Genomic DNA, 18497 nt, shown 5'->3' with positions numbered 1-18497 from the left:
GAAACAGAAAGAACAATCCGATATGATAAAAATAACAATATAAAAAAAGGAGCGACTACTTTGTCAAATTCTATCGTAATCCAAACAAGTTCTAGAGCAATTGAAGACATGAAACAGCAGTATAAACAAGCTATTAGCCCAAAAGTTCCGCAAGGCGGTGTCTTTATGGCAAAAGTCCCATCTTGTACAATTACAGCCTATAAATCAGGTAAAGTAATGTTTCAAGGTATTCGTGCTCAGGAAGAAGCTGCACGTTGGCAAAATGTTTCTCAAGCACCTAAATCTTCTGTTAAGAAAACAGCAAATTCACACCGCTATGCTCCGCCTTCTTCCATTGGAACAATGTCTATAGCAGGATCCGATGAAGTAGGTACTGGAGATTACTTCGGACCGATGACAGTTGTTGCTGTATATGTAGATGCAAAGCAAATTCCATTGTTAAAAGAACTTGGTGTAAAAGACTCTAAAAATTTAAACGATGCGCAAATTGCTGAAATTGCAAAGCAACTACTTAGCGTTGTTCCTTACAGCTCTCTCGTTTTGCATAATGAAAAATATAACGAACTGTTCGAAAAAGGGAACAATCAAGGTAAACTAAAAGCGCTCTTACACAATAAAGCTCTTACAAATTTACTAAAAAAGATTGCGCCGACAAAGCCAGAAGGCATCCTAATTGACCAATTTACACAACCTGATACATATTATAAATACTTAACAAAACAAAAAGAAGTACAGCGTGAAAACGTGTATTTTGCAACCAAAGGCGAAAGTGTCCATTTAGCAGTTGCCGCAGCTTCCATTTTAGCTCGTTACTCATTCGTAAAACAGTTTGATGAACTAAGTAAAAAAGCAGGTATGCCACTTCCGAAAGGAGCGGGCAAGCAAGTTGATATTGCCGCAGCTAAATTGATTCAAAAACTAGGAAAAGAACACCTTCCTGAGTTTGTAAAGCTTCACTTTGCAAATACGGAAAAAGCATTTCGTTTGTTGAAAAAATAGCTATTTTTTAGTATCGACAATATATAAATGAACTAAACAAAATAAAAACATATAAATAAGAGTAGTCGACATGACTACTCTTATTTATATGTTTAGCTTCGTTTTTGCCTCTTATTTGATGAAGGTACTTTAAAGGAACCCGTTTCGTATGTTGTAGTTCCTTGACCTTCAACTTGCGGAGAACCAAGACCTGCTCTAGAAGGATCTTTTTTTACTTTTTTACCCATTTTGTTCACCCCCAACGTTACTTTTTGCTTAGAGGTGAGAAACTATGCAGCCTAACAATCAGAATATACACTGCTTACTCAAGCAATAGAAAATCGCTCTTCCACTTTCATTTCTATTAACGCTAAGTATACTTTCCTGAGGAACGAGTCTGTTCTTCACTAATATCCCATAGACGCTTTGCGGCATCCATATCCAATGCAACCTCAGATGGTGTTTTCACTTGCCTATCGGCATAGTAACCGCCACTATGTTTGGTAACATCGATTGCTTCTGCCAGCCACACTAAAGTTTCAGCGCCCTCTTCAGGAGTACGAGAGAAAGGTTTCATTGCTGCCATAGTTAAGCGAGCTACAAAACCATTATCCTGATTGAAATTCGTGGCCACCAGTCCCGGGTCGAAGCAGTAAGCTGTGACACCTGTTCCCTCTAGCCGCCGTGCCAACTCAGAAGTGAATAAAATGTTAGCCAGTTTTGTTTGCCCATAACGCATCGTAGGACCACCCATTAATTTCTTAACACCACGATAAAGTTGTTCTGCATCTAAATCACTGAAATCAATTCCCTTTTTAGCCATTTTATGACCATGAGATGCGGTAGTAATGACGCGAGCAGGGGCACTTTCCTTTAAACGATCAAGCAGCAAATTAGTAAGTAGAAATGGACCTAAATGGTTAACCGCCCAGGTCATCTCCAAACCGTCCTCCGTAAGTTGCCGTGTTTGAAATAAAGCACCCGCATTATTAACTAATATATCTATTCTAGGGCACTTTTCTAAAATATCAGTAGCTACTTGGCGTATAGACCGCTGGGAATCCATATCAGCTAGAAATACGTCTACCACTGTATTCCCATCCGCTAAACCCTTAATTTGAGTCACAATATCATTTACTTTTGCTTCATTACGTGCAATGATTCCTAGCTTGGCACCACGCTCCGCAAGTACCTTAGCTGCCGCTAGCCCAATACCACTTGTCGCGCCAGTGATTACTACATACTTGTCACGCACCGTCCACTCTAAACGACTGGTAATTCCCCCCATCACCACAAAACCCCTCTCACGATTTTCATAATTGTTTCATTCGTTTTACTATATATGAAATGAAAAGGGAACTATGAACAATATTTTTTATCCTATCTCAAAATACTTTATAGATTTGAGCTCTGGTTACATCCTCTTCTAAATAAAAAAGCGAGAGCAATTGCTCTCGCTTTTTTATCTTAAAACTCCGAAGAACCTGGAGTTCTTGGGAATGGAATTACGTCACGGATGTTCGCCATACCAGTGATGTACATTAGGAAACGTTCGAAACCTAGACCGAATCCAGCGTGTTTTGTACCGCCATATTTTCTAAGTTCTAAGTACCACCAATAGTCTTCTTCATTCATGCCTAATTCTTTAATTCTATCTACTAAAACATCCATTCTTTCTTCACGTTGGCTACCGCCGATTAATTCGCCGATGCCAGGAACTAGAAGGTCAGTAGCAGCTACTGTTTTACCGTCATCATTCATACGCATGTAGAATGCTTTAATGTCTTTCGGATAGTCAGTTACGAATACAGGGCGTTTGAAGATTTCTTCTGACAAGTATCTTTCGTGCTCTGTTTGTAAATCAATACCCCATTCTACTGGATATTTGAAGTCTGCACCTGACTCTTGAAGCACTTTAATTGCTTCTGTATATGTGATACGGCCGAAGTCAGAGTTAATTACGTTGTTCATGCGCTCTAGAACTGTTTTATCGACAAAGCTGTTGAAGAATTCCATCTCTTCTGGTGCATGCTCTAGTACATATTTCATTGCATATTTCAGCATATCTTCTGTAAGATCCATTACATCTTCAAGTTCAGCGAATGCAATCTCAGGCTCCACCATCCAGAACTCAGCTGCGTGGCGAGTTGTGTTTGAGTTTTCTGCGCGGAATGTAGGTCCGAATGTGTATACATCACGGAACGCTAATGCATAAGCTTCCGCATTAAGCTGTCCACTTACTGTTAAGTTTGTTTCTTTTCCGAAGAAGTCTTTTGATTCATCAACTTTTCCGTCTTCACCTTTTGGTAAGTTGTTCATATCTTGCGTTGTTACGCGGAACATTTCGCCCGCACCTTCTGTATCACTACCAGTAATAATTGGTGTGTGAACATGTACGAATCCACGCTCTTGGAAGAATTGGTGGATTGCAAACGCTGCGATAGAACGCACGCGGAATGTTGCAGAGAATGCATTTGTTCTTGGACGTAAATGAGCGATTGTACGTAAGTATTCAAACGTGTGACGCTTCTTTTGAAGTGGGTAATCAGAATCTGATAAGCCCTCGATGTCAATTTTTTCTGCTTTAATTTCAAATGGTTGCTTCGCTCCAGGGGTTGCAACTAGCTTACCTTCTACTTTAACTGAAGAGCTAAGTGGAAGTTTTGCAATTTCTTTGAAGTTATCTAATTCTGTATCGAAAACGATTTGAACGCTTTTGAAGAAGCTACCATCGTTTAATTCGATGAAACCAAATGCTTTTGAATCACGTAAGTTACGAATCCAACCTGATACTTGTACTGTTTGATCTGCGTATTTATCTGTATCTCTATACAGACTTTTTACTAATGTGTTTTCCATAGTGAAATTCTCCTTTGCTGATATATTTGAATACAAAAAAACCTTTCATCCATAAAGGGACGAAAGGTTAAACTTCGCGGTACCACCCAATTTGTCATAAAGACCAACTTTAACTCGTATGTATGTACATACTTCCCGGTTTGTAACAGGCCGGCTTCCCGTCTAAGTCTACTCTTGAATATAAGATTCAATTTCGGTTAGCAACTCCAAGGTGTTCTTCATATATACCGCCTCATCAGGCTCTCACCGTCCCTGACTCGCTATGGATTATAGTATATACTACTTTTCCTTATCATCGTCTTTCATTTTGTTAAACTAAAATTAATGTACTACATTCGAGGGAAAGATGCAAGTTGTTGTTGAGCGCACCACACAGCTTGTCCCCCCAGCACTTGCAAATACCGTTACCTTCACACAAACGGTTGAAGCGGATATTGAAAGCGTAATCCCAGAAAAAGTTGTAATCTGTGGGGTAGTTCATAAAACTTTAACTTACACTGCTGTTTTAGAAAATGGCACTCTAGTACCGGGTTTTCAAGTTTTCGACGATATCCCTTTTCAATGTGTTATTGACCGCGAAGATGCCAATGAAGGAGACCTTTTCGAAGTCACGGGTGTAGCAATTCTTGGACAAGTTTCTGCCCAAGAACAAAATTTTGGATTTATAAACGACTTGCGAGTTGCTTTTAAATTCCAAGAAAAAGAGATCGTCAAAGTCTGCATTAGAAGACTAGGAGTAACTGGTACTGAAGTAGCTATTGGACTAGGATTTACAAGTGCAGATTGTAACGTTCCCGTTGTTGCACCAGGTCGTTTGTTAGTGAATGGCATTGGATTTGCAGGAATACCAGTTTCTTTCACAATACAAGGTGCAGCAACTGTCTCTCCAACTACAGTTTTTACAGAAGCAGATGGATTCTTCCACACTACCGTCACTGCTTTTGGACCTGGAGATATAACCCTTATAGCTTCAGGTACAGTAAATGGGGTTCCTTTCTTCGGAGAAGTAACCACCCCTTCATCTTGCGTGTGATGAAATGAAGATTCCATCAGCGGAATTTGAACAAGTTGCGCAAGTGAAAAAAATAATAAAAAAGCAGCCAAATGGCTGCTTTTTTATTATTTACGTAACTCCGCACCAAATTTCTCTTCTACCACCGCTAATACACGGCTATGTGCTTCTGTCACTTCTTCATCTGTTAATGTACGCTCTGGGTCGAAGTAGTTCATAGAGAATGCAAGTGATTTCTTGCCTTCTTCCATTTTTTCACCTTCGTATAAGTCGAATAGTGTTACTTCTTTTAGAAGTTCTCCACCTGCTTCTGCAATTACTTGCTTCATTTCGCCAGCTTTTACTTCCGTATTTACTACAACTGCCATATCACGTGTCATAGATGGGAAACGTGGAATTGCTGAGTAGTAAGTTTCTTCTGTATCAGCAGCAAATACTTTTACTAGAGACAATTCGAATACGAACGTATCTTTCACATCTAATTGTTTTTGTGCTTCTGGGTGTAACTGACCGATGAAACCTATCACTTCTTCGTCTAGTAGGATATCAGCTGTACGGCCTGGGTGCATACCTTCACGTTTTGTTGGTAGGTATGTGATATTGTTTGAAACGCCAAGTACGTCGAACAATCCTTCTAATACACCTTTTGCAACGAAGAAATCAACAACTTTCTTCTCACCTTGCCATGCATGATGAAGTGCAAGACCTGTCATAACACCAGCAAGATGTTGTTCTTCTTTCGGAAGCTCGCCTTCTGCTGTTGGTAGGAAGATAGAACCTACTTCATATAATGCAACACTGTCGTTTTTACGAGCGTTGTTATATGAAACTGCTTCTAACAATTGTGGTACTAAGCTTAAACGAAGTTGGCTGCGCTCTTCACTCATTGGAAGCGCAAGATTAACAGGAGCTTTTTCGTTCGGCTCAACCATATATTGTTTTGCTTTATCAACGCTTGTTAATGAATACGTAATCGCTTCATATAAGCCAGCACCTTCTAAGTAACGACGTACTTTACGACGTTTTGCTTGCGCTACTGTTAATTTACCACGTGTCATTGTACCAGTTGGTAGTGTAACTGGAATATGATCGTAGCCGTACAGACGACCTACTTCTTCTACTAAGTCTTCTGCAATTGTAATATCAGGACGACGTACTGGTACGTTTACATGGAATGTTCCTTCTACTTCTGTAAATGGGAATTTCAAGTTTGTAAAGATTGTACCCATTTCACTTGCAGAGATGTCTGTACCTAATACACGGTTTACTTTTTCAGCTGTAACAGATACTGTACGCTCTTGTACTTGTAAGTTATCAACTTCTACTACACCTTCAAGTGCTTCACCACCAGCATATTTCGCCATTAAAGCTGCTGCATGTTGAATTGCTTCAAATGTACGTGTTGGATCAATTCCTTTTTCAAAACGTGCACTTGATTCACTGCGAAGACCTAAATCTTTTGATGTGCGGCGCACTGTTTGCCCTGCAAAGTATGCAGACTCGATCAGAACGTTTACTGTATCGTTGTCAACTTCAGATTCAGCCCCACCCATTACACCAGCAACAGCCAATGCTTTTGTACCGTTTGTAATAACAAGGTGATGCTCTTGTAGTGTACGCTCTTGATCGTCTAATGTTTGAATCTTTTCGCCTTCTTTTGCAAGACGAACAATGATTTCTTTTGAACCTAATTTATCATAGTCAAATGCATGTAATGGTTGACCATATTCAATTAAAATGTAGTTTGTAATATCAACTACGTTGCTAATTGGACGAATACCCGCTGCCATAAGGCGCGTTTGCATCCACATTGGTGATGGACCTACCTTTACGTTTTTCACCATTTTTGCGATATATAATGGATTTTGCTCTGTTGCTTCTACACTCACAGAAATATAGTCAGAAGTTTTTTCTTCTACCTCTTGTAAGTCAGCGGCTGGTAGTTTCACTTCGCGGCCATAAATAGCAGCTACTTCATATGCAACACCTAACATATTTAAGCAATCAGCACGATTTGGTGTTAAACCAAGCTCGAGTACTTCATCATGTAAGTTTAAGATTTCAAGTGCATCTGCACCAACTTCAGCGTCACTTGGGAAGATGAAGATACCATCTGCATAATCTTTCGCAACTAATTTACCATCAATACCAAGCTCTTGTAGGGCACAAACCATACCGTGAGAAGCTTCGCCGCGTAGTTTTGCTTTTTTAATTTTGAAGTTACCAGGAAGAACCGCGCCAACTTTCGCAACTGGTACTTTTAAACCTTTTGCAATGTTAGGAGCACCGCAAATGATTTGTACTGGTTCTTCTTCACCGATGTCGATTAGACATTTGCTTAATTTATCAGCTTCTGGGTGTTTTTCACATTCTAATACGTGACCAACCACAACACCTTTTACACCTTTATTTAATACTTCAACGCCTTCTACTTCGATACCACTTTTCGTGATTTTATCTGCTAGTTCTTGTGCCGTTACATCTTTAATATCTACATATTCTTGTAACCAACGATATGATACGAACATATTTACCCTCTCCTTCCCTTACGCTCGTTTGAATTGTTGTAAGAAACGTACATCATTTGTATAGAAATGGCGAATATCATCAACGCCGTATTTTAACATTGCGATACGCTCTGCACCCATACCGAATGCGAAACCTTGATATTCTTTTGAATCATAGCCAGCCATTTCAAGTACGTTTGGATGAACCATACCTGCACCTAAAATTTCAATCCATCCTGTTCCTTTACAAGTGCCGCAACCTTTCCCGTGACACATCATACAAGAAATATCCATCTCAACAGATGGTTCTGTGAATGGGAAGAAACTTGGACGAAGACGAATTTCACGGTCTTCACCGAACATCTTTTTCACGAATACTTGCAATGTACCTTTTAAATCACTCATACGAATATTCTTGTCAATTACAAGACCTTCAATTTGCATGAACTGATGTGAATGCGTCGCATCGTCATCATCACGGCGATACACTTTACCAGGACAAATAATTTTAATTGGACCTTTTTCTTTATTATTTTCCATTGTTCTTGCTTGCACAGAAGATGTATGTGTGCGTAGCAATGTTTCTTCTGTAATGTAAAATGTATCTTGCATATCACGCGCTGGGTGATCTTTCGGTAAGTTTAATGCTTCGAAATTGTAGTAGTCTTTCTCTACTTCTGTTCCTTCAGCTACTTCATACCCCATACCGATAAATACATCTTCAATTTGTTCAACAACCGCTGTTAACGGATGATGACAACCTGTTTCTACAGGACGGCCTGGTAATGTAACATCAATTGTTTCAGATGCTAATTTCGCTTCAATTACTGCTTTTTCGATATTGTTAATTTTGTCTTCTAAACGCGTTTGAATTGCTTCACGTACTTCATTTACTAATGCTCCCATACGTGGACGCTCTTCTGGAGATAATTTCCCCATGCCGCGTAATACTTCTGTAATCGGACCTTTTTTTCCTAAATACGCTACGCGTACATCGTTTAAGCCCTTTAGCTCTTTCGCTTCTTCAATCAGCTCTAACGCTTTTTGCTTTAGCTCTTTTAAACGTGCTTCCATTTGGAACCCTCCTAATTTTAAAAATAAAAAAACCTCGCTCCCAAAAAGGGACGAGGTAAATTCGCGGTACCACCCTAAATTGACAGAACAAGTCTGCCCACTCAATTAGTTATAACGGCTTGTTAGACCGGAACGCCTTTACATATCAATGGTCCTGGCGTCAACTCCAGAGGTGAATTCACTTCCGTCTACCATAAGAATGCTTTCAGTCTACGGCACTCTCTCCCTATATGGCGATTTTGCAAGCTACTCTTCTCTATCAACGTCTTTTCATTATTTCACTTTTATTATATGTTCATCATGAACATGTACTTCAATTTATTATAAGAAGTTTTTTATCGATTCGCAACTGGGCTTTGTAAATAATACGTTAAAATTCCAGCAGCAACCGCAACATTTAATGATTCTGCCCCGCCATAAATCGGAATATACAAGTTTTGATTACATTTTGTAAGAATTTCTAGGCGTACACCATTTCCTTCGTTTCCTACAATTAATGCAAAACTTCCTGTCGGCGTTACTTCACCATATGGAATTCCGTTTTCAAGAGATGTTCCGTATACAGGAACGTTCTTTTCTTTTAACTTATCTACCCATTCTTCTAAGTTTCCTTTCGCAATCGGTAAATGGAAGATCGAACCTTGTGTAGAGCGGAGCACTTTACTATTATAAGCATCCACGCATCCTTCTCCAAGCACAACGGCATGAATACCAGCTGCATCTGCTGTACGAATAATTGTTCCTAAATTACCTGGGTCTTGTAGGCCATCTAATAATAGAAATTTCCCATCTGTAAGAGCGATTTCTTTCTCATGCTTCTCACAAACAGCAAATACACCTTGCGTCGTTTCTGTTTCACGAAGTACCTTTACAATTGCTTCCGGCACAATATACATTTCAACATCAGTAACCGTCCAATCTTTCGGAAGATCTGTCTGATCTGAGACAATAAGTTCTGTTATAACTCCTGCTTTTAAAGCTTCCTCTACTAAATGAAATCCTTCTACAAAGAATAAACCTTTTTTATCGCGCTCTTTTTTCGTCTGCAGCTTTTTCCACTGCTTTACGCGCGGATTTTGTACTGAATCAATGTTTTTCATTCTATGCATTCCCTCTCTTCTTGTCTTCTCATTATAGCCTATTTTTTATACATATTTACATAAAAAAGAACAAAAACTAACGTCAGTTTCAATTCAGAAGAAGAGGTGAAAGTGATGAACTTTAATTTACGCGGCGCTGTCTTAGCAAACGTTGCAGGAAATACACAAGGCGAATTACAAGAAACAATTGTAGAAGCAATTCAAAGTGGTGAAGAAAAAATGCTTCCAGGTCTTGGTGTTTTATTTGAAGTAATTTGGCAAAATGCCGACGAAAATGGAAAGCATGAGATGTTAGAGACACTTGAGCAAGGGTTAAAAAAATAAGGAATAGGAAGTCACCTTAGCTTGAGCTAGGGTGATTTTTATTTTCATGATGAATCCCCCCTCTCAATTCTTCTATTCTTAGAAACTGTTCCTTTCTCAAATTCCTCTTCTCCTAAACATTTCTACTTTACTAACACAGGCATGATGGAGTAAAATATCCAAAATATATTTATGTCTATCTTTTTGTTTCCATCATACACATCAACGAATAAAAGGAGTGAATGTTTTATGCGCCGTATCACGCTTGAACAAATTTTCCAACATCACATCGCACAAAAATATATAAACCGTTCCGGAATGGTCCACGCGATCGCCGTCGCTTACCATGCGTTTCACTTAGCAAAAAAGCATCACGCCTCAGTCGATGTTGCAACAAAGGCTGGTTTTCTTCATGATATAGGACATCATACATGGTACACAGGCGGAGAATGGGACTATGAATTGTATAAAAAGAATGATATACATGCGATTAAAGGAGCGGAACGAGCTCATAAATTACTAATTCGATTAGGAGAACATCCAAAACAAGCAAAGGAAATTTCTGTTGCGATTCTCTTGCACACAGATTCCTTTTTACTAGCACAAACGCTTGAAAGAACACCGTTACAAAATATTATTAAGTGGGCGGACGAAGCCGATGAAGAACCAGGTGGAGCACATCACTATCGAACAATCTCTTATGGAAAAGCATTGAAAGCAATTCAGCGATTAGATCGAATGGTAGAGCGTGAATTACAAAAACAACAACCAGCGTCCCTTGCTCGTATTTCTGTAAATAAAAGAAAAGAACAGAGCGAATTTGTTAAACAGTAATATATTTTTAATATACCGGATTGGCAATCCATACAACATCCATCACACATATAAGTGAATGGAATTAGGATAATCATAAATTGAATTATAAAAAGAGGCACCGCTACATAGCGATACCTCTTTTATGATTTTACAACAACTTCAAACACTTCCTTATTTAACACTTTTCGGTAATCTATTTTCTTCTCTCCCTCTTCACCTGATGTGACTGTGGGTGTAAAAACAATTTATATCAGACTATATTCTATTTTTCAATGTTCCCCCGAATAACTAACTGTATATCATCCATACATTCTTCATGTGCGTCGTCTAAAGAAATTAAATGCTTTTGAATAAATACCTTTGATGAGTCCACCCTATCAATCAATAACGAAATATCGTACTTTTCCATTTTGTTTCTTAATCATTCATTCCCAACTTTAGATATCTGATTATTATGTAATATTAGACAATGACATACTGAAACTAAATGTGTATAATTTTTATATATAAATATAAAGAGGAGATTCGATATATGCAATCGACTACACAACTTACATACGGTCCAAAACAATCTATGTCCTGGTTACAATTTTTTGGTTCTTCCTTATTTGCCTTTTTTGGAACAGGACTACTAAGCGGCTTATTTATATTACTCCCGCTTACGATTTATAGTGAAGGCATTACAAATAAAAAGACAATTGCTCTATATGAGTCGCTTGGAAATACTGCGAGCACTTTATTACAACTGCTCGTTTTATTGTTATTCATCTATAAGTATGAACCGGTGAAAAAGCTATTATCATCTGCTTTCAATTTCAGGGCACTCAAAAAGGTAAGTACTTACGTATACCTAACTCTTTTCTTCGCCTTAAATATCGTCTTGAATTCACTAATCTCAACACATCTATTTCCCGATGCAACAACGCAACAAGCATCCGCTTTAAACTTGGATGTTCTAAAGCAATATCGAATTTTATTAATTATTGGATCTGCAATTTTCATTCCTATTTTTGAAGAAATTATTTTCCGAGGTATCATCCTTCGTTTCTTCTCAGAACGTTTTCCATTTTGGATTGCTGCAATTGGGACGAGCTTAATTTTCGGAGTCGCTCATACATACTCACTTGGTGTAATGCTTATTACTTTCCTTATGGGGCTATTGATGGCGATTTTATGCAAACGAACAAATTCCATCCTTCCAGCCATGCTATTTCATATTATGAATAATACGCTTGCGTTTTTATAAAGTGAAACTTTAATCAGTGGGGGTTTTCCTCATCCCCCACCTATCTCCCTTGTTTCTCTCTGAATCTTGAGGCGGGGAGTCTTACTGCCCACAAATAACGTGATAAATTGAAACTTTAATCTATTAAATGAAAAAGGAGTATAACTTTGCAAATACGTACACAGTTAGATCATTGGACCTATTTATGAGGAACTTGTATGCAGGGGATTGCTTTTACGTTTCTTTGAAGAGGAGTTTACATTTTGGCCAGCTGCGCTTTTATCCAGTCTATTATTTGGCATCGCTCATACATATTCAGTTGGTGTGATGGTGAGTGCATTTATTACTGGACTATTTGCCGCATTGTTATATAAACAAGATCTATCATTCCAGCTATGTTACTTCATATCATTATCAATACTTCTTCTTTCTTTTATTAAATAAACCTTTTATTGTAAAATATAACTTACAAATTAGGAGGAATTTATAATATGCAAATGTTAAGCTTTCTGTGGGTTTTCTTTATGCCCGTACTTGTATCATGTGGAATAGTTGGTGGAATTTATTTAGTTATAGCAGGAGTCAGGTATCGAAAGCTACTTGTTATTACAATGGGGATTATTTGTTTCTCATTCGTCGCTATGCCTTTTATTTTCTGGGGAATGGGGATTGATAGCGATAAGATCTTACCAATTCCAACTGTCCTGTACTGGATTCTTTTCGCTTTAGCTGGCTTATTGGCAGGTATAAGCGGGATACGTAATCAAATTAAGAGCATTCGCAATATGGGGATTATCATTTGTTCGGCAGGAGTACTGGGAGCTATCTTCTATCAATTGATGTCTCTGCCGATGTAGTTTTTTAAAATATAAGAACACAGAAAAAGCAGAGAAATTAATTCCCTGCTTTTCGGTTCGGCTTATTACCTGATGGCAAGAATAATGATAATACCCAGGCAATACCCGCTAATATTGTTGCAATTAAGAAAGCATCATTAATACCATTAATCGCAGACAGCTTCGAAATTTGTCCGAATAATAGTTGTGAGCTCATCGCATCCCCAGCTTGTGCTGATCCGGCAACCGCTGCTAAACTTTGTCCCATTCCGTGTACTTTATCCACTAAAATTGGGTTTGTTTTTGTTAGCATATTTCCGTAATCCGCTACGTGAGCTGTTGTTTGCTGCGTCATAATTGTAATTAAGATTGCTGTACCAATTGAACCTGCTACTTGTCTAGATGTATTTTGTGTTGCTGTACCGTGAGAAATTAATTTCATCGGCAGTGCGTTCATACCTGCTGTCATAATTGGCATCATAATGAATGACATACCAAATGAACGTATAATATAATCCGTCATAATGACGCTATATGGTGTATCCATCGTTAGCTGCGTAAACTCATACGTTGCATATGTCGTAATCGCTAATCCAACTACTGCTAATGGACGAATGCCATACTTATCAAATAGTTTCCCTGCGATCGGTCCCATAATCCCCATAATTAATGATCCTGGAAGAAGCAGGAGACCTGATTCAATTGGCGTAAAGCCACGAATGTTTTGCAGGTATACAGGAAGTAATAACATACCTCCGAATAATGCCATTGTTACAATCGCGTTAATTAATAATGTAAAAGTAAACGTTGGATATTTAAACACTTGTAAATCCAGCATTTTGTTATCCGTCGTCATCTCTCTCCAAATGAACACCGCTAAACCAATTACACCAATAACAAGTGAAATAACAACTTCGGCACTGCTCCAGCTGTTGTTTCCAGCTTCACTAAATCCATACAGTAAGCTACCAAGTCCAATACTTGAACTAATAACACCAAACATATCTAACTTTGTTTTAGAAACTGGCTGAGCTAGTGTAAAGAATTTTAAAGATAATAATATGATGATTAAACCAATGGCAAACATCGCATAGAACATTAAGTTCCAGCTATAATTTTCAATCACCCATCCTGTTACAGTTGGTCCGATAGCCGGCGCTAAAATCATCGCTACCCCAAGTAATCCCATTGCAGCTCCGCGCTTATGCGGTGGGAACAAAGTCATGAAAATATTCATACCAACTGGCATTAAAATACCAGCGCCTATCGCTTGAATTACACGCCCTGTCATCATCATTGTGAAGTTTCCAGATAACGCACAAATCATAGAGCCGACTGTAAAGAATAACATAGCTGCTACAAACAATTTTCGATACGTAAACCGAGAAACTAAGAAGGCGCTAATTGGTACTAAAATCCCGTTCACGAGCATAAATCCTGTAATTAACCATTGCGCTGTTGAAGTTGATACATTGAACTCATTCATTAATGGAGGCAATGCAACATTAATGATTGTTTGGTTTAAAATGGAAACGAACATACCGAGAATTAATACCGCTACAACTGCTTTTACATTGACATTCTCTACCGGCAATTGCTTTTTCGGTACTTCTTTTGTCATTTTCTGTATTTCTTGTTCTACTACTTCTTTTTTTGTCGTTTCTAATTCTACTACATTGGAAGGTTCTGGTTGTTCTGATTGCGTTGTTTCTATCTTACTTACGGCTGGGACTTGTTCTTCTCCCGCGTTCGTTTTTTTCTTTCTTAAAAGACGATTTACAAGGAAGAAGACGATGATACAAAATAATGCATATCCTACAATTAAACCTGAGGACATTTTATCTTCCCCCCTTACTTATGAATACGAACTGTCACATTCATTCCAGGAACAATATTTACTGATTTGCTATGATCTAAAGAAACTTTAACTGGTACAACTTGTGTTACTTTCGTATAATTTGCTGTTGCATTACTTGATGGTAACATAGAGAACGTATTTGCTGTTGTTAATCCAACTTGTTCTACTTTTCCTGTTAACGTTGTATCAGGATATGCATCTACATATACGTCTACTTCTTGACCTTTTTGTACACTATCAATGTCTGTTTCTTCAATGTTTGCTGTTACCCATAAATCGTTCATATCGTATGCATATGCAATTGGACTACCTGCTCCGACAAACGCATTTGTTGTTGCATTGGATTGAACAACTGTTGCATTTTTAGGAATTGTTACGTCGATTGTTTGCTCACCATTTTGTCCTGATACAGTAACAGCACCTAATTTATCGTTTTCATTGTAGCTCTTACCTACTTCGGCTTTCCATTCTGCTAATTTCCCTGCTACTGGTGATGCGATTGGGATCACTTTCCCATCGATTTTCGCATTATCTGTTTTTAAATAGTTTTCAGCTTGATTATAGTAGTAATAACCGCCAATACCGCCGCCAACTAATACAATTAATGTGATAATATTAATAATCACCATTCTTCGAAACTGATTCATTGCTTTCCTCTCCTTATATCGCATATAATTTTTTTCTAAACTATTTCTACCCCTTTTGTTTATACTGTTTAATGGTTAATTATATTAACCATTAAACAAAAAAATCACACCCTTTGCTATGCAACACAATCTTTACCTGCATGCTCGCGGTGCTGTTTTCTAAAGGAATATCGTTTATAATTATAAATAATTATTTTGAATCTACAACCGACAATGCGAGCATATGTGTTGGTTATCCAACACTTTGCTATCTATTTGTTGTTTAAGTGATTAAAATTCAGCAAGGAGAAATAAAATGTCTATTAAAAATACAAACGATCCGCGTGTGAAACGAACGAGACAATTAATACAGGATGCTTTTGTCGCTTTAGTAGGCGAAAAAGGATTTGAAAATGTCACAGTGCAACATATCGCTGAACGTGCTCCTGTCAATCGTGCTACCTTTTATAGCCATTATCATGATAAATACGATTTATTGGATAAGAGTATAGAAGAGATGTTAGCATCTTTATCAGAAGTGATTAAACCAAAAAAGCAAACAAAAGAAGATTTTCAGCTTACATTCGATTCACCTAATCCAATTTTTCTAGCCCTATTTGAACACATCGCTGAGAATGCAACCTTTTATAACGTAATGCTCGGAGACAAAGCAGCTGGAAACTATTCTTATAAAATGATGAAAACCATTCAAACACATTTAACATTAAGTCTTTCTATTTCACAGCCAGATGATGACGAACTTATGGTTCCTCGTGATATTCTCATTAGCTATGTAACAGGTGCGCATATCGGTATGATTATGTCGTGGTTAAAAAGAGGGATGATTTATACGCCGCACTTTATGGCGATGCAGCTTACAAGGTTGATTATTTTAGGAGCGCATACTGCTGCTGGACTAGAGAGACCTTTTTAACAAGATATATTTATAACGCATTAAAGATCTTTCATATAGTATTTAGTAATATTTACAAAATTATCAGAGGGAGTATTATTTTATGAAGAGAGGAATAAGTTTTCAAATACCAAATAAATTCGGTTCTTTTCTTGGAGATGTATTAAAACCAATAGACATTTCCACTTTCAGTTGGAGGGTTATCCCCGTAGAGTCTTATTTAGTGGTTAATAATGAGTTAGATATAGATAAAGACCTTTTTGAAACAGATAATGAAATAATGGAAGGTGCTGATCTTAAAAAGCTACTAGAAAACAATGTCTATTGTATTATTTTCGCTGATTTACAAGCATATCCGAAAGGCAAAGTTTCAGAAATTGAAACTTATGAAGAATTCGTTGAAAGTGAGTGTGAACTTGTTCTTTTCGTAGTGGACAGCTACTACACTGTCATTTACTGCAAAGATAAAGAAAAACTCGAATTACTTTATAAGAACGCAGAAGTCTTCGGATTTGAAAATATACAATTTATTACTGATGAAAATGATACAAGAACAAGAATAACTGCATGGTAAAAACATAAAAAAAGCGAAGGAACCCCCTTCGCTTTTTCTTATTAATTAAATGTGATATTATGTACAGCCTCTTTATCAAGACGTTTGATAACTTCTACAATTAACTTCACTGCATTCTCATAATCATCACGATGTAACATTGCTGCATGAGAGTGAATATAACGAGTTGCAATCGTAATCGCCATAGATGGAATACCATTGACAGAAATATGAATTGCACCTGCGTCAGTCCCGCCACCAGCTACAGAATCATATTGATAAGGGATATCTAATTCATCCGCCACATCAACTACGAAATTGCGAAGCCCAGTATGTCCAATGACTGATGCATCATATAAAATGATTTGTGGTCCATCGCCCATTTTACTTTGCGCTTCTTTTTCTGTTACTCCTGGTGTGTCGCCGGCAATACCAACATCTACAGCAAATGCGATATCTGGTTTAATATAATGTGCAGATGTTTTCGCACCGCGAAGACCTACTTCTTCTTGAACAGTTCCAACGCCGTATACAACGTTTGGATGCTTTTCATCTTTTAATTGTTTTAACACGTCAATTGCAATAGCACAGCCAATGCGATTATCCCATGCTTTTGCAAGTAGCATCTTTTCATTTTTCATCACTTGGAATTCAAAGTATGGTACAACTTGATCCCCTGGTCGTACGCCCCATTCCATTGCTTCTTCTTTGCTAGAAGCACCGATATCAATGAACATGTCCTTAATTTCAACCGGTTTTTTACGAGCTTCTGCTGGTAAAATGTGTGGTGGTTTTGAACCAATTACACCTGTTACATCACCTTTACGTGTTACAATTGTTACGCGCTGCGCAAGCATAACTTGTGACCACCAGCCACCAACTGTTTGAAAACGAAGGAAACCTTTGTCATCAATTTGCGTAATCATAAAGCCAACTTCATCTAAGTGGCCAGCTACCATAATTTTCGGACCGTTTTCTTCCCCAACTTTTTTCGCAACTAAACTTCCTAAATTATCTGTAGAAAGTTCATCTGCAAATGGTTCGATATATTTTTTCATAACTTCACGTGGTTCGCGCTCATTACCTGCAATCCCGCGTGCATCTGTTAATTCTTTTAGCATTGTCAATGTCGAATCTAATTTTGTCATTGCCAACACCCTCCTTTTTCTTCATTCACTTCATTATACAAAAGTAAATTGAAATATTCAAAAAACAAATCAATACCCTTGTGTTTGACGCTGATGATTGACTTCGTTTTTATCTAAATATGCTTTTTCAATTTCTTCTTGACCAAACTCAAGAGCTTGTCCTAAACGAAGGTAGCTTGTAAATAGTTCAATATAATTTGTAATAGACGGTTGGTCCGTAAAACGAATTACTTTCGCATACGTGTCTAAGAAAATTTCAACTTGTGTTTTGTTCGTTTGAGCACATTTATAAAATAGGAAGTTTTTATCAATTCCCAGGTCAATTCCAATCGATAAAATAAAGTGCAGGCCATCTACATATTCTTCAAGTATAACTTCACGTTCAGCTGCTGGTTTTTTGCTCCAATATTTAAAACAACGTGTTTCATTTGCAAGTTCTCCAATTTCAACAAGGAGTGCTAGCATTTTTTCTTTTAATAATTTCTTCGGTTGTAAATCATGTTCTTTCACAATACGATCATCTAACTCTTTTTGTAATTTAAATAGCTGTAGTAAATCCATTCTATTCCTCCTCCAACATCGCATAAAAACAATGTTGTTTCATCTCATATTTATTGTAAGCTTTAAAAATCCTACCCTTTATTATCTAGTTAGCTTCCTAGCCCCTTATAAAATAGCTTGTCCCTAAA

18 protein-coding genes, 2 pseudogenes and 2 other annotated features are annotated in these 18497 nt (G+C 37.7%); of the genes and pseudogenes, 9 read left to right on the top strand and 11 right to left on the bottom strand.

What is annotated here, in order from left to right; translation table 11 throughout:
• The first annotated feature begins 60 nt into the window (after positions 1-60).
• On the top strand, positions 61-999 hold the full coding sequence (rnhC, locus tag C568_RS0111995; RefSeq protein ID WP_018781638.1) for a ribonuclease HIII: 939 nt from the start codon (positions 61-63) through the stop codon (positions 997-999).
• 92 nt (positions 1000-1091) lie between these two features.
• Here rnhC and C568_RS32860 read toward each other — a convergent pair whose 3' ends face one another.
• The 3 genes from C568_RS32860 to asnS all read right to left on the bottom strand — a co-directional run bounded on the left by C568_RS32860 (position 1092) and on the right by asnS (position 3837).
• Complete coding sequence (locus C568_RS32860; protein ID WP_006096204.1) at positions 1092-1226, bottom strand: YuzL family protein; 135 nt, start codon at positions 1224-1226, stop codon at positions 1092-1094.
• Positions 1227-1348: 122 nt separating this feature from the next.
• Positions 1349-2266 carry an SDR family oxidoreductase gene (locus tag C568_RS0111985; RefSeq protein WP_018781637.1) on the bottom strand — a complete coding sequence of 306 codons (918 nt, stop codon included), beginning with the start codon at positions 2264-2266 and terminating at the stop codon, positions 1349-1351.
• Between the two features lie 179 nt (positions 2267-2445).
• The gene (gene asnS / locus C568_RS0111980; protein ID WP_006096202.1) at positions 2446-3837 is read right to left on the bottom strand and encodes an asparagine--tRNA ligase; all 1392 of its coding nucleotides are present in this window, start codon (positions 3835-3837) and stop codon (positions 2446-2448) included.
• Positions 3838-3889: 52 nt separating this feature from the next.
• Positions 3890-4142 (bottom strand) — a binding site (T-box leader).
• A 41-nt stretch (positions 4143-4183) separates the two neighbouring features.
• On the opposite strand from asnS, the gene C568_RS0111975 reads away from it, so the two are divergent.
• Entirely contained in the window at positions 4184-4870 is a 687-nt protein-coding gene (locus tag C568_RS0111975) for a hypothetical protein (protein WP_018781636.1), read from the top strand.
• Positions 4871-4956: 86 nt separating this feature from the next.
• Here the strand turns inward: C568_RS0111975 and pheT are convergent, their stop codons facing one another.
• The 3 genes from pheT to C568_RS0111960 form a co-directional block, all read right to left on the bottom strand.
• On the bottom strand, positions 4957-7377 hold the full coding sequence (gene pheT, locus C568_RS0111970) for a phenylalanine--tRNA ligase subunit beta (protein WP_006096200.1): 2421 nt from the start codon (positions 7375-7377) through the stop codon (positions 4957-4959).
• An 18-nt stretch (positions 7378-7395) separates the two neighbouring features.
• A complete protein-coding gene (gene pheS / locus C568_RS0111965) occupies positions 7396-8430 on the bottom strand; it encodes a phenylalanine--tRNA ligase subunit alpha (protein WP_003200942.1) in 1035 nt (344 codons plus the stop codon).
• 43 nt (positions 8431-8473) lie between these two features.
• Positions 8474-8702: a binding site (T-box leader), on the bottom strand.
• A 63-nt stretch (positions 8703-8765) separates the two neighbouring features.
• Positions 8766-9530 (bottom strand): TrmH family RNA methyltransferase, encoded by a 765-nt coding sequence (locus C568_RS0111960; RefSeq protein ID WP_018781635.1) that lies wholly within the window; start codon positions 9528-9530, stop codon positions 8766-8768.
• Positions 9531-9644: 114 nt separating this feature from the next.
• Here C568_RS0111960 and sspI point away from each other — a divergent pair, with 114 nt between their 5' ends.
• Complete coding sequence (gene sspI / locus C568_RS0111955; RefSeq protein ID WP_017153966.1) at positions 9645-9854, top strand: small acid-soluble spore protein SspI; 210 nt, start codon at positions 9645-9647, stop codon at positions 9852-9854.
• Positions 9855-10082: 228 nt separating this feature from the next.
• A complete protein-coding gene (locus C568_RS0111950) occupies positions 10083-10667 on the top strand; it encodes an HD domain-containing protein (RefSeq protein ID WP_018781634.1) in 585 nt (194 codons plus the stop codon).
• 122 nt (positions 10668-10789) lie between these two features.
• Here the strand turns inward: C568_RS0111950 and C568_RS36245 are convergent.
• Positions 10790-10894: pseudogene (locus tag C568_RS36245) on the bottom strand (sigma-70 family RNA polymerase sigma factor); the annotation flags it as partial.
• 287 nt (positions 10895-11181) lie between these two features.
• On the opposite strand from C568_RS36245, the gene C568_RS0111945 reads away from it, so the two are divergent.
• The 3 genes and pseudogenes from C568_RS0111945 (at position 11182) to C568_RS0111940 (ending at position 12731) form a co-directional block, all read left to right on the top strand.
• Positions 11182-11895: a CPBP family intramembrane glutamic endopeptidase gene (locus C568_RS0111945; RefSeq protein ID WP_018781633.1), complete on the top strand. Its 714-nt coding sequence runs from the start codon at positions 11182-11184 to the stop codon at positions 11893-11895.
• A 168-nt stretch (positions 11896-12063) separates the two neighbouring features.
• Positions 12064-12314 (top strand): annotated as a pseudogene (locus C568_RS32855) (CPBP family intramembrane glutamic endopeptidase); the annotation flags it as partial.
• Positions 12315-12365: 51 nt separating this feature from the next.
• Positions 12366-12731: a hypothetical protein gene (locus C568_RS0111940; protein ID WP_018781632.1), complete on the top strand. Its 366-nt coding sequence runs from the start codon at positions 12366-12368 to the stop codon at positions 12729-12731.
• A 37-nt stretch (positions 12732-12768) separates the two neighbouring features.
• Here C568_RS0111940 and C568_RS0111935 read toward each other — a convergent pair whose 3' ends face one another.
• Together C568_RS0111935 and C568_RS0111930 are read right to left on the bottom strand one after the other, a co-directional pair.
• Positions 12769-14547 carry a DHA2 family efflux MFS transporter permease subunit gene (locus C568_RS0111935; protein WP_018781631.1) on the bottom strand — a complete coding sequence of 593 codons (1779 nt, stop codon included), beginning with the start codon at positions 14545-14547 and terminating at the stop codon, positions 12769-12771.
• A gap of 14 nt (positions 14548-14561) precedes the next feature.
• Positions 14562-15215, bottom strand: coding sequence for an HlyD family secretion protein (locus C568_RS0111930; RefSeq protein WP_018764448.1), 654 nt, complete (start codon positions 15213-15215; stop codon positions 14562-14564).
• 295 nt (positions 15216-15510) lie between these two features.
• Here C568_RS0111930 and C568_RS0111925 point away from each other — a divergent pair, with 295 nt between their 5' ends.
• Both C568_RS0111925 and C568_RS0111920 read left to right on the top strand, forming a co-directional pair.
• Entirely contained in the window at positions 15511-16128 is a 618-nt protein-coding gene (locus C568_RS0111925; protein ID WP_006096191.1) for a TetR/AcrR family transcriptional regulator, read from the top strand.
• A gap of 82 nt (positions 16129-16210) precedes the next feature.
• Positions 16211-16681 (top strand): DUF2691 family protein, encoded by a 471-nt coding sequence (locus C568_RS0111920; protein ID WP_018781630.1) that lies wholly within the window; start codon positions 16211-16213, stop codon positions 16679-16681.
• 41 nt (positions 16682-16722) lie between these two features.
• Here the strand turns inward: C568_RS0111920 and C568_RS0111915 are convergent, their stop codons facing one another.
• Together C568_RS0111915 and C568_RS0111910 are read right to left on the bottom strand one after the other, a co-directional pair.
• Complete coding sequence (locus C568_RS0111915) at positions 16723-17808, bottom strand: M42 family metallopeptidase (RefSeq protein ID WP_016116571.1); 1086 nt, start codon at positions 17806-17808, stop codon at positions 16723-16725.
• Positions 17809-17877: 69 nt separating this feature from the next.
• The gene (locus tag C568_RS0111910) at positions 17878-18369 is read right to left on the bottom strand and encodes a dUTP diphosphatase (RefSeq protein ID WP_003200923.1); all 492 of its coding nucleotides are present in this window, start codon (positions 18367-18369) and stop codon (positions 17878-17880) included.
• Between the last annotated feature and the right edge of the window lie 128 nt (positions 18370-18497).

It is taken from the genome of Bacillus sp. 95MFCvi2.1, assembly GCF_000374965.1.
GTDB classification, from domain to species: Bacteria; Bacillota; Bacilli; order Bacillales; family Bacillaceae_G; genus Bacillus_A; species Bacillus_A pseudomycoides.
Note: the sequence above shows the minus strand (reverse complement) of the source record. Positions and strands in the feature narration are given on the sequence as shown.

What these genes read in the sequence shown, in the direction of transcription:
- C568_RS32860 (WP_006096204.1), bottom strand. Translation starts at nt 1,226, where the DNA reads ATGGGTAAAAAAGTAAAAAAAGATCCTTCTAGAGCAGGTCTTGGTTCT.
- C568_RS0111985 (WP_018781637.1), bottom strand. Translation starts at nt 2,266, where the DNA reads ATGGGGGGAATTACCAGTCGTTTAGAGTGGACGGTGCGTGACAAGTAT.
- asnS (WP_006096202.1), bottom strand. Translation starts at nt 3,837, where the DNA reads ATGGAAAACACATTAGTAAAAAGTCTGTATAGAGATACAGATAAATAC.
- C568_RS0111975 (WP_018781636.1), top strand. Translation starts at nt 4,184, where the DNA reads ATGCAAGTTGTTGTTGAGCGCACCACACAGCTTGTCCCCCCAGCACTT.
- pheT (WP_006096200.1), bottom strand. Translation starts at nt 7,377, where the DNA reads ATGTTCGTATCATATCGTTGGTTACAAGAATATGTAGATATTAAAGAT.
- pheS (WP_003200942.1), bottom strand. Translation starts at nt 8,430, where the DNA reads ATGGAAGCACGTTTAAAAGAGCTAAAGCAAAAAGCGTTAGAGCTGATT.
- C568_RS0111960 (WP_018781635.1), bottom strand. Translation starts at nt 9,530, where the DNA reads ATGAAAAACATTGATTCAGTACAAAATCCGCGCGTAAAGCAGTGGAAA.
- sspI (WP_017153966.1), top strand. Translation starts at nt 9,645, where the DNA reads ATGAACTTTAATTTACGCGGCGCTGTCTTAGCAAACGTTGCAGGAAAT.
- C568_RS0111950 (WP_018781634.1), top strand. Translation starts at nt 10,083, where the DNA reads ATGCGCCGTATCACGCTTGAACAAATTTTCCAACATCACATCGCACAA.
- C568_RS0111945 (WP_018781633.1), top strand. Translation starts at nt 11,182, where the DNA reads ATGCAATCGACTACACAACTTACATACGGTCCAAAACAATCTATGTCC.
- C568_RS0111940 (WP_018781632.1), top strand. Translation starts at nt 12,366, where the DNA reads ATGCAAATGTTAAGCTTTCTGTGGGTTTTCTTTATGCCCGTACTTGTA.
- C568_RS0111935 (WP_018781631.1), bottom strand. Translation starts at nt 14,547, where the DNA reads ATGTCCTCAGGTTTAATTGTAGGATATGCATTATTTTGTATCATCGTC.
- C568_RS0111930 (WP_018764448.1), bottom strand. Translation starts at nt 15,215, where the DNA reads ATGAATCAGTTTCGAAGAATGGTGATTATTAATATTATCACATTAATT.
- C568_RS0111925 (WP_006096191.1), top strand. Translation starts at nt 15,511, where the DNA reads ATGTCTATTAAAAATACAAACGATCCGCGTGTGAAACGAACGAGACAA.
- C568_RS0111920 (WP_018781630.1), top strand. Translation starts at nt 16,211, where the DNA reads ATGAAGAGAGGAATAAGTTTTCAAATACCAAATAAATTCGGTTCTTTT.
- C568_RS0111915 (WP_016116571.1), bottom strand. Translation starts at nt 17,808, where the DNA reads ATGACAAAATTAGATTCGACATTGACAATGCTAAAAGAATTAACAGAT.
- C568_RS0111910 (WP_003200923.1), bottom strand. Translation starts at nt 18,369, where the DNA reads ATGGATTTACTACAGCTATTTAAATTACAAAAAGAGTTAGATGATCGT.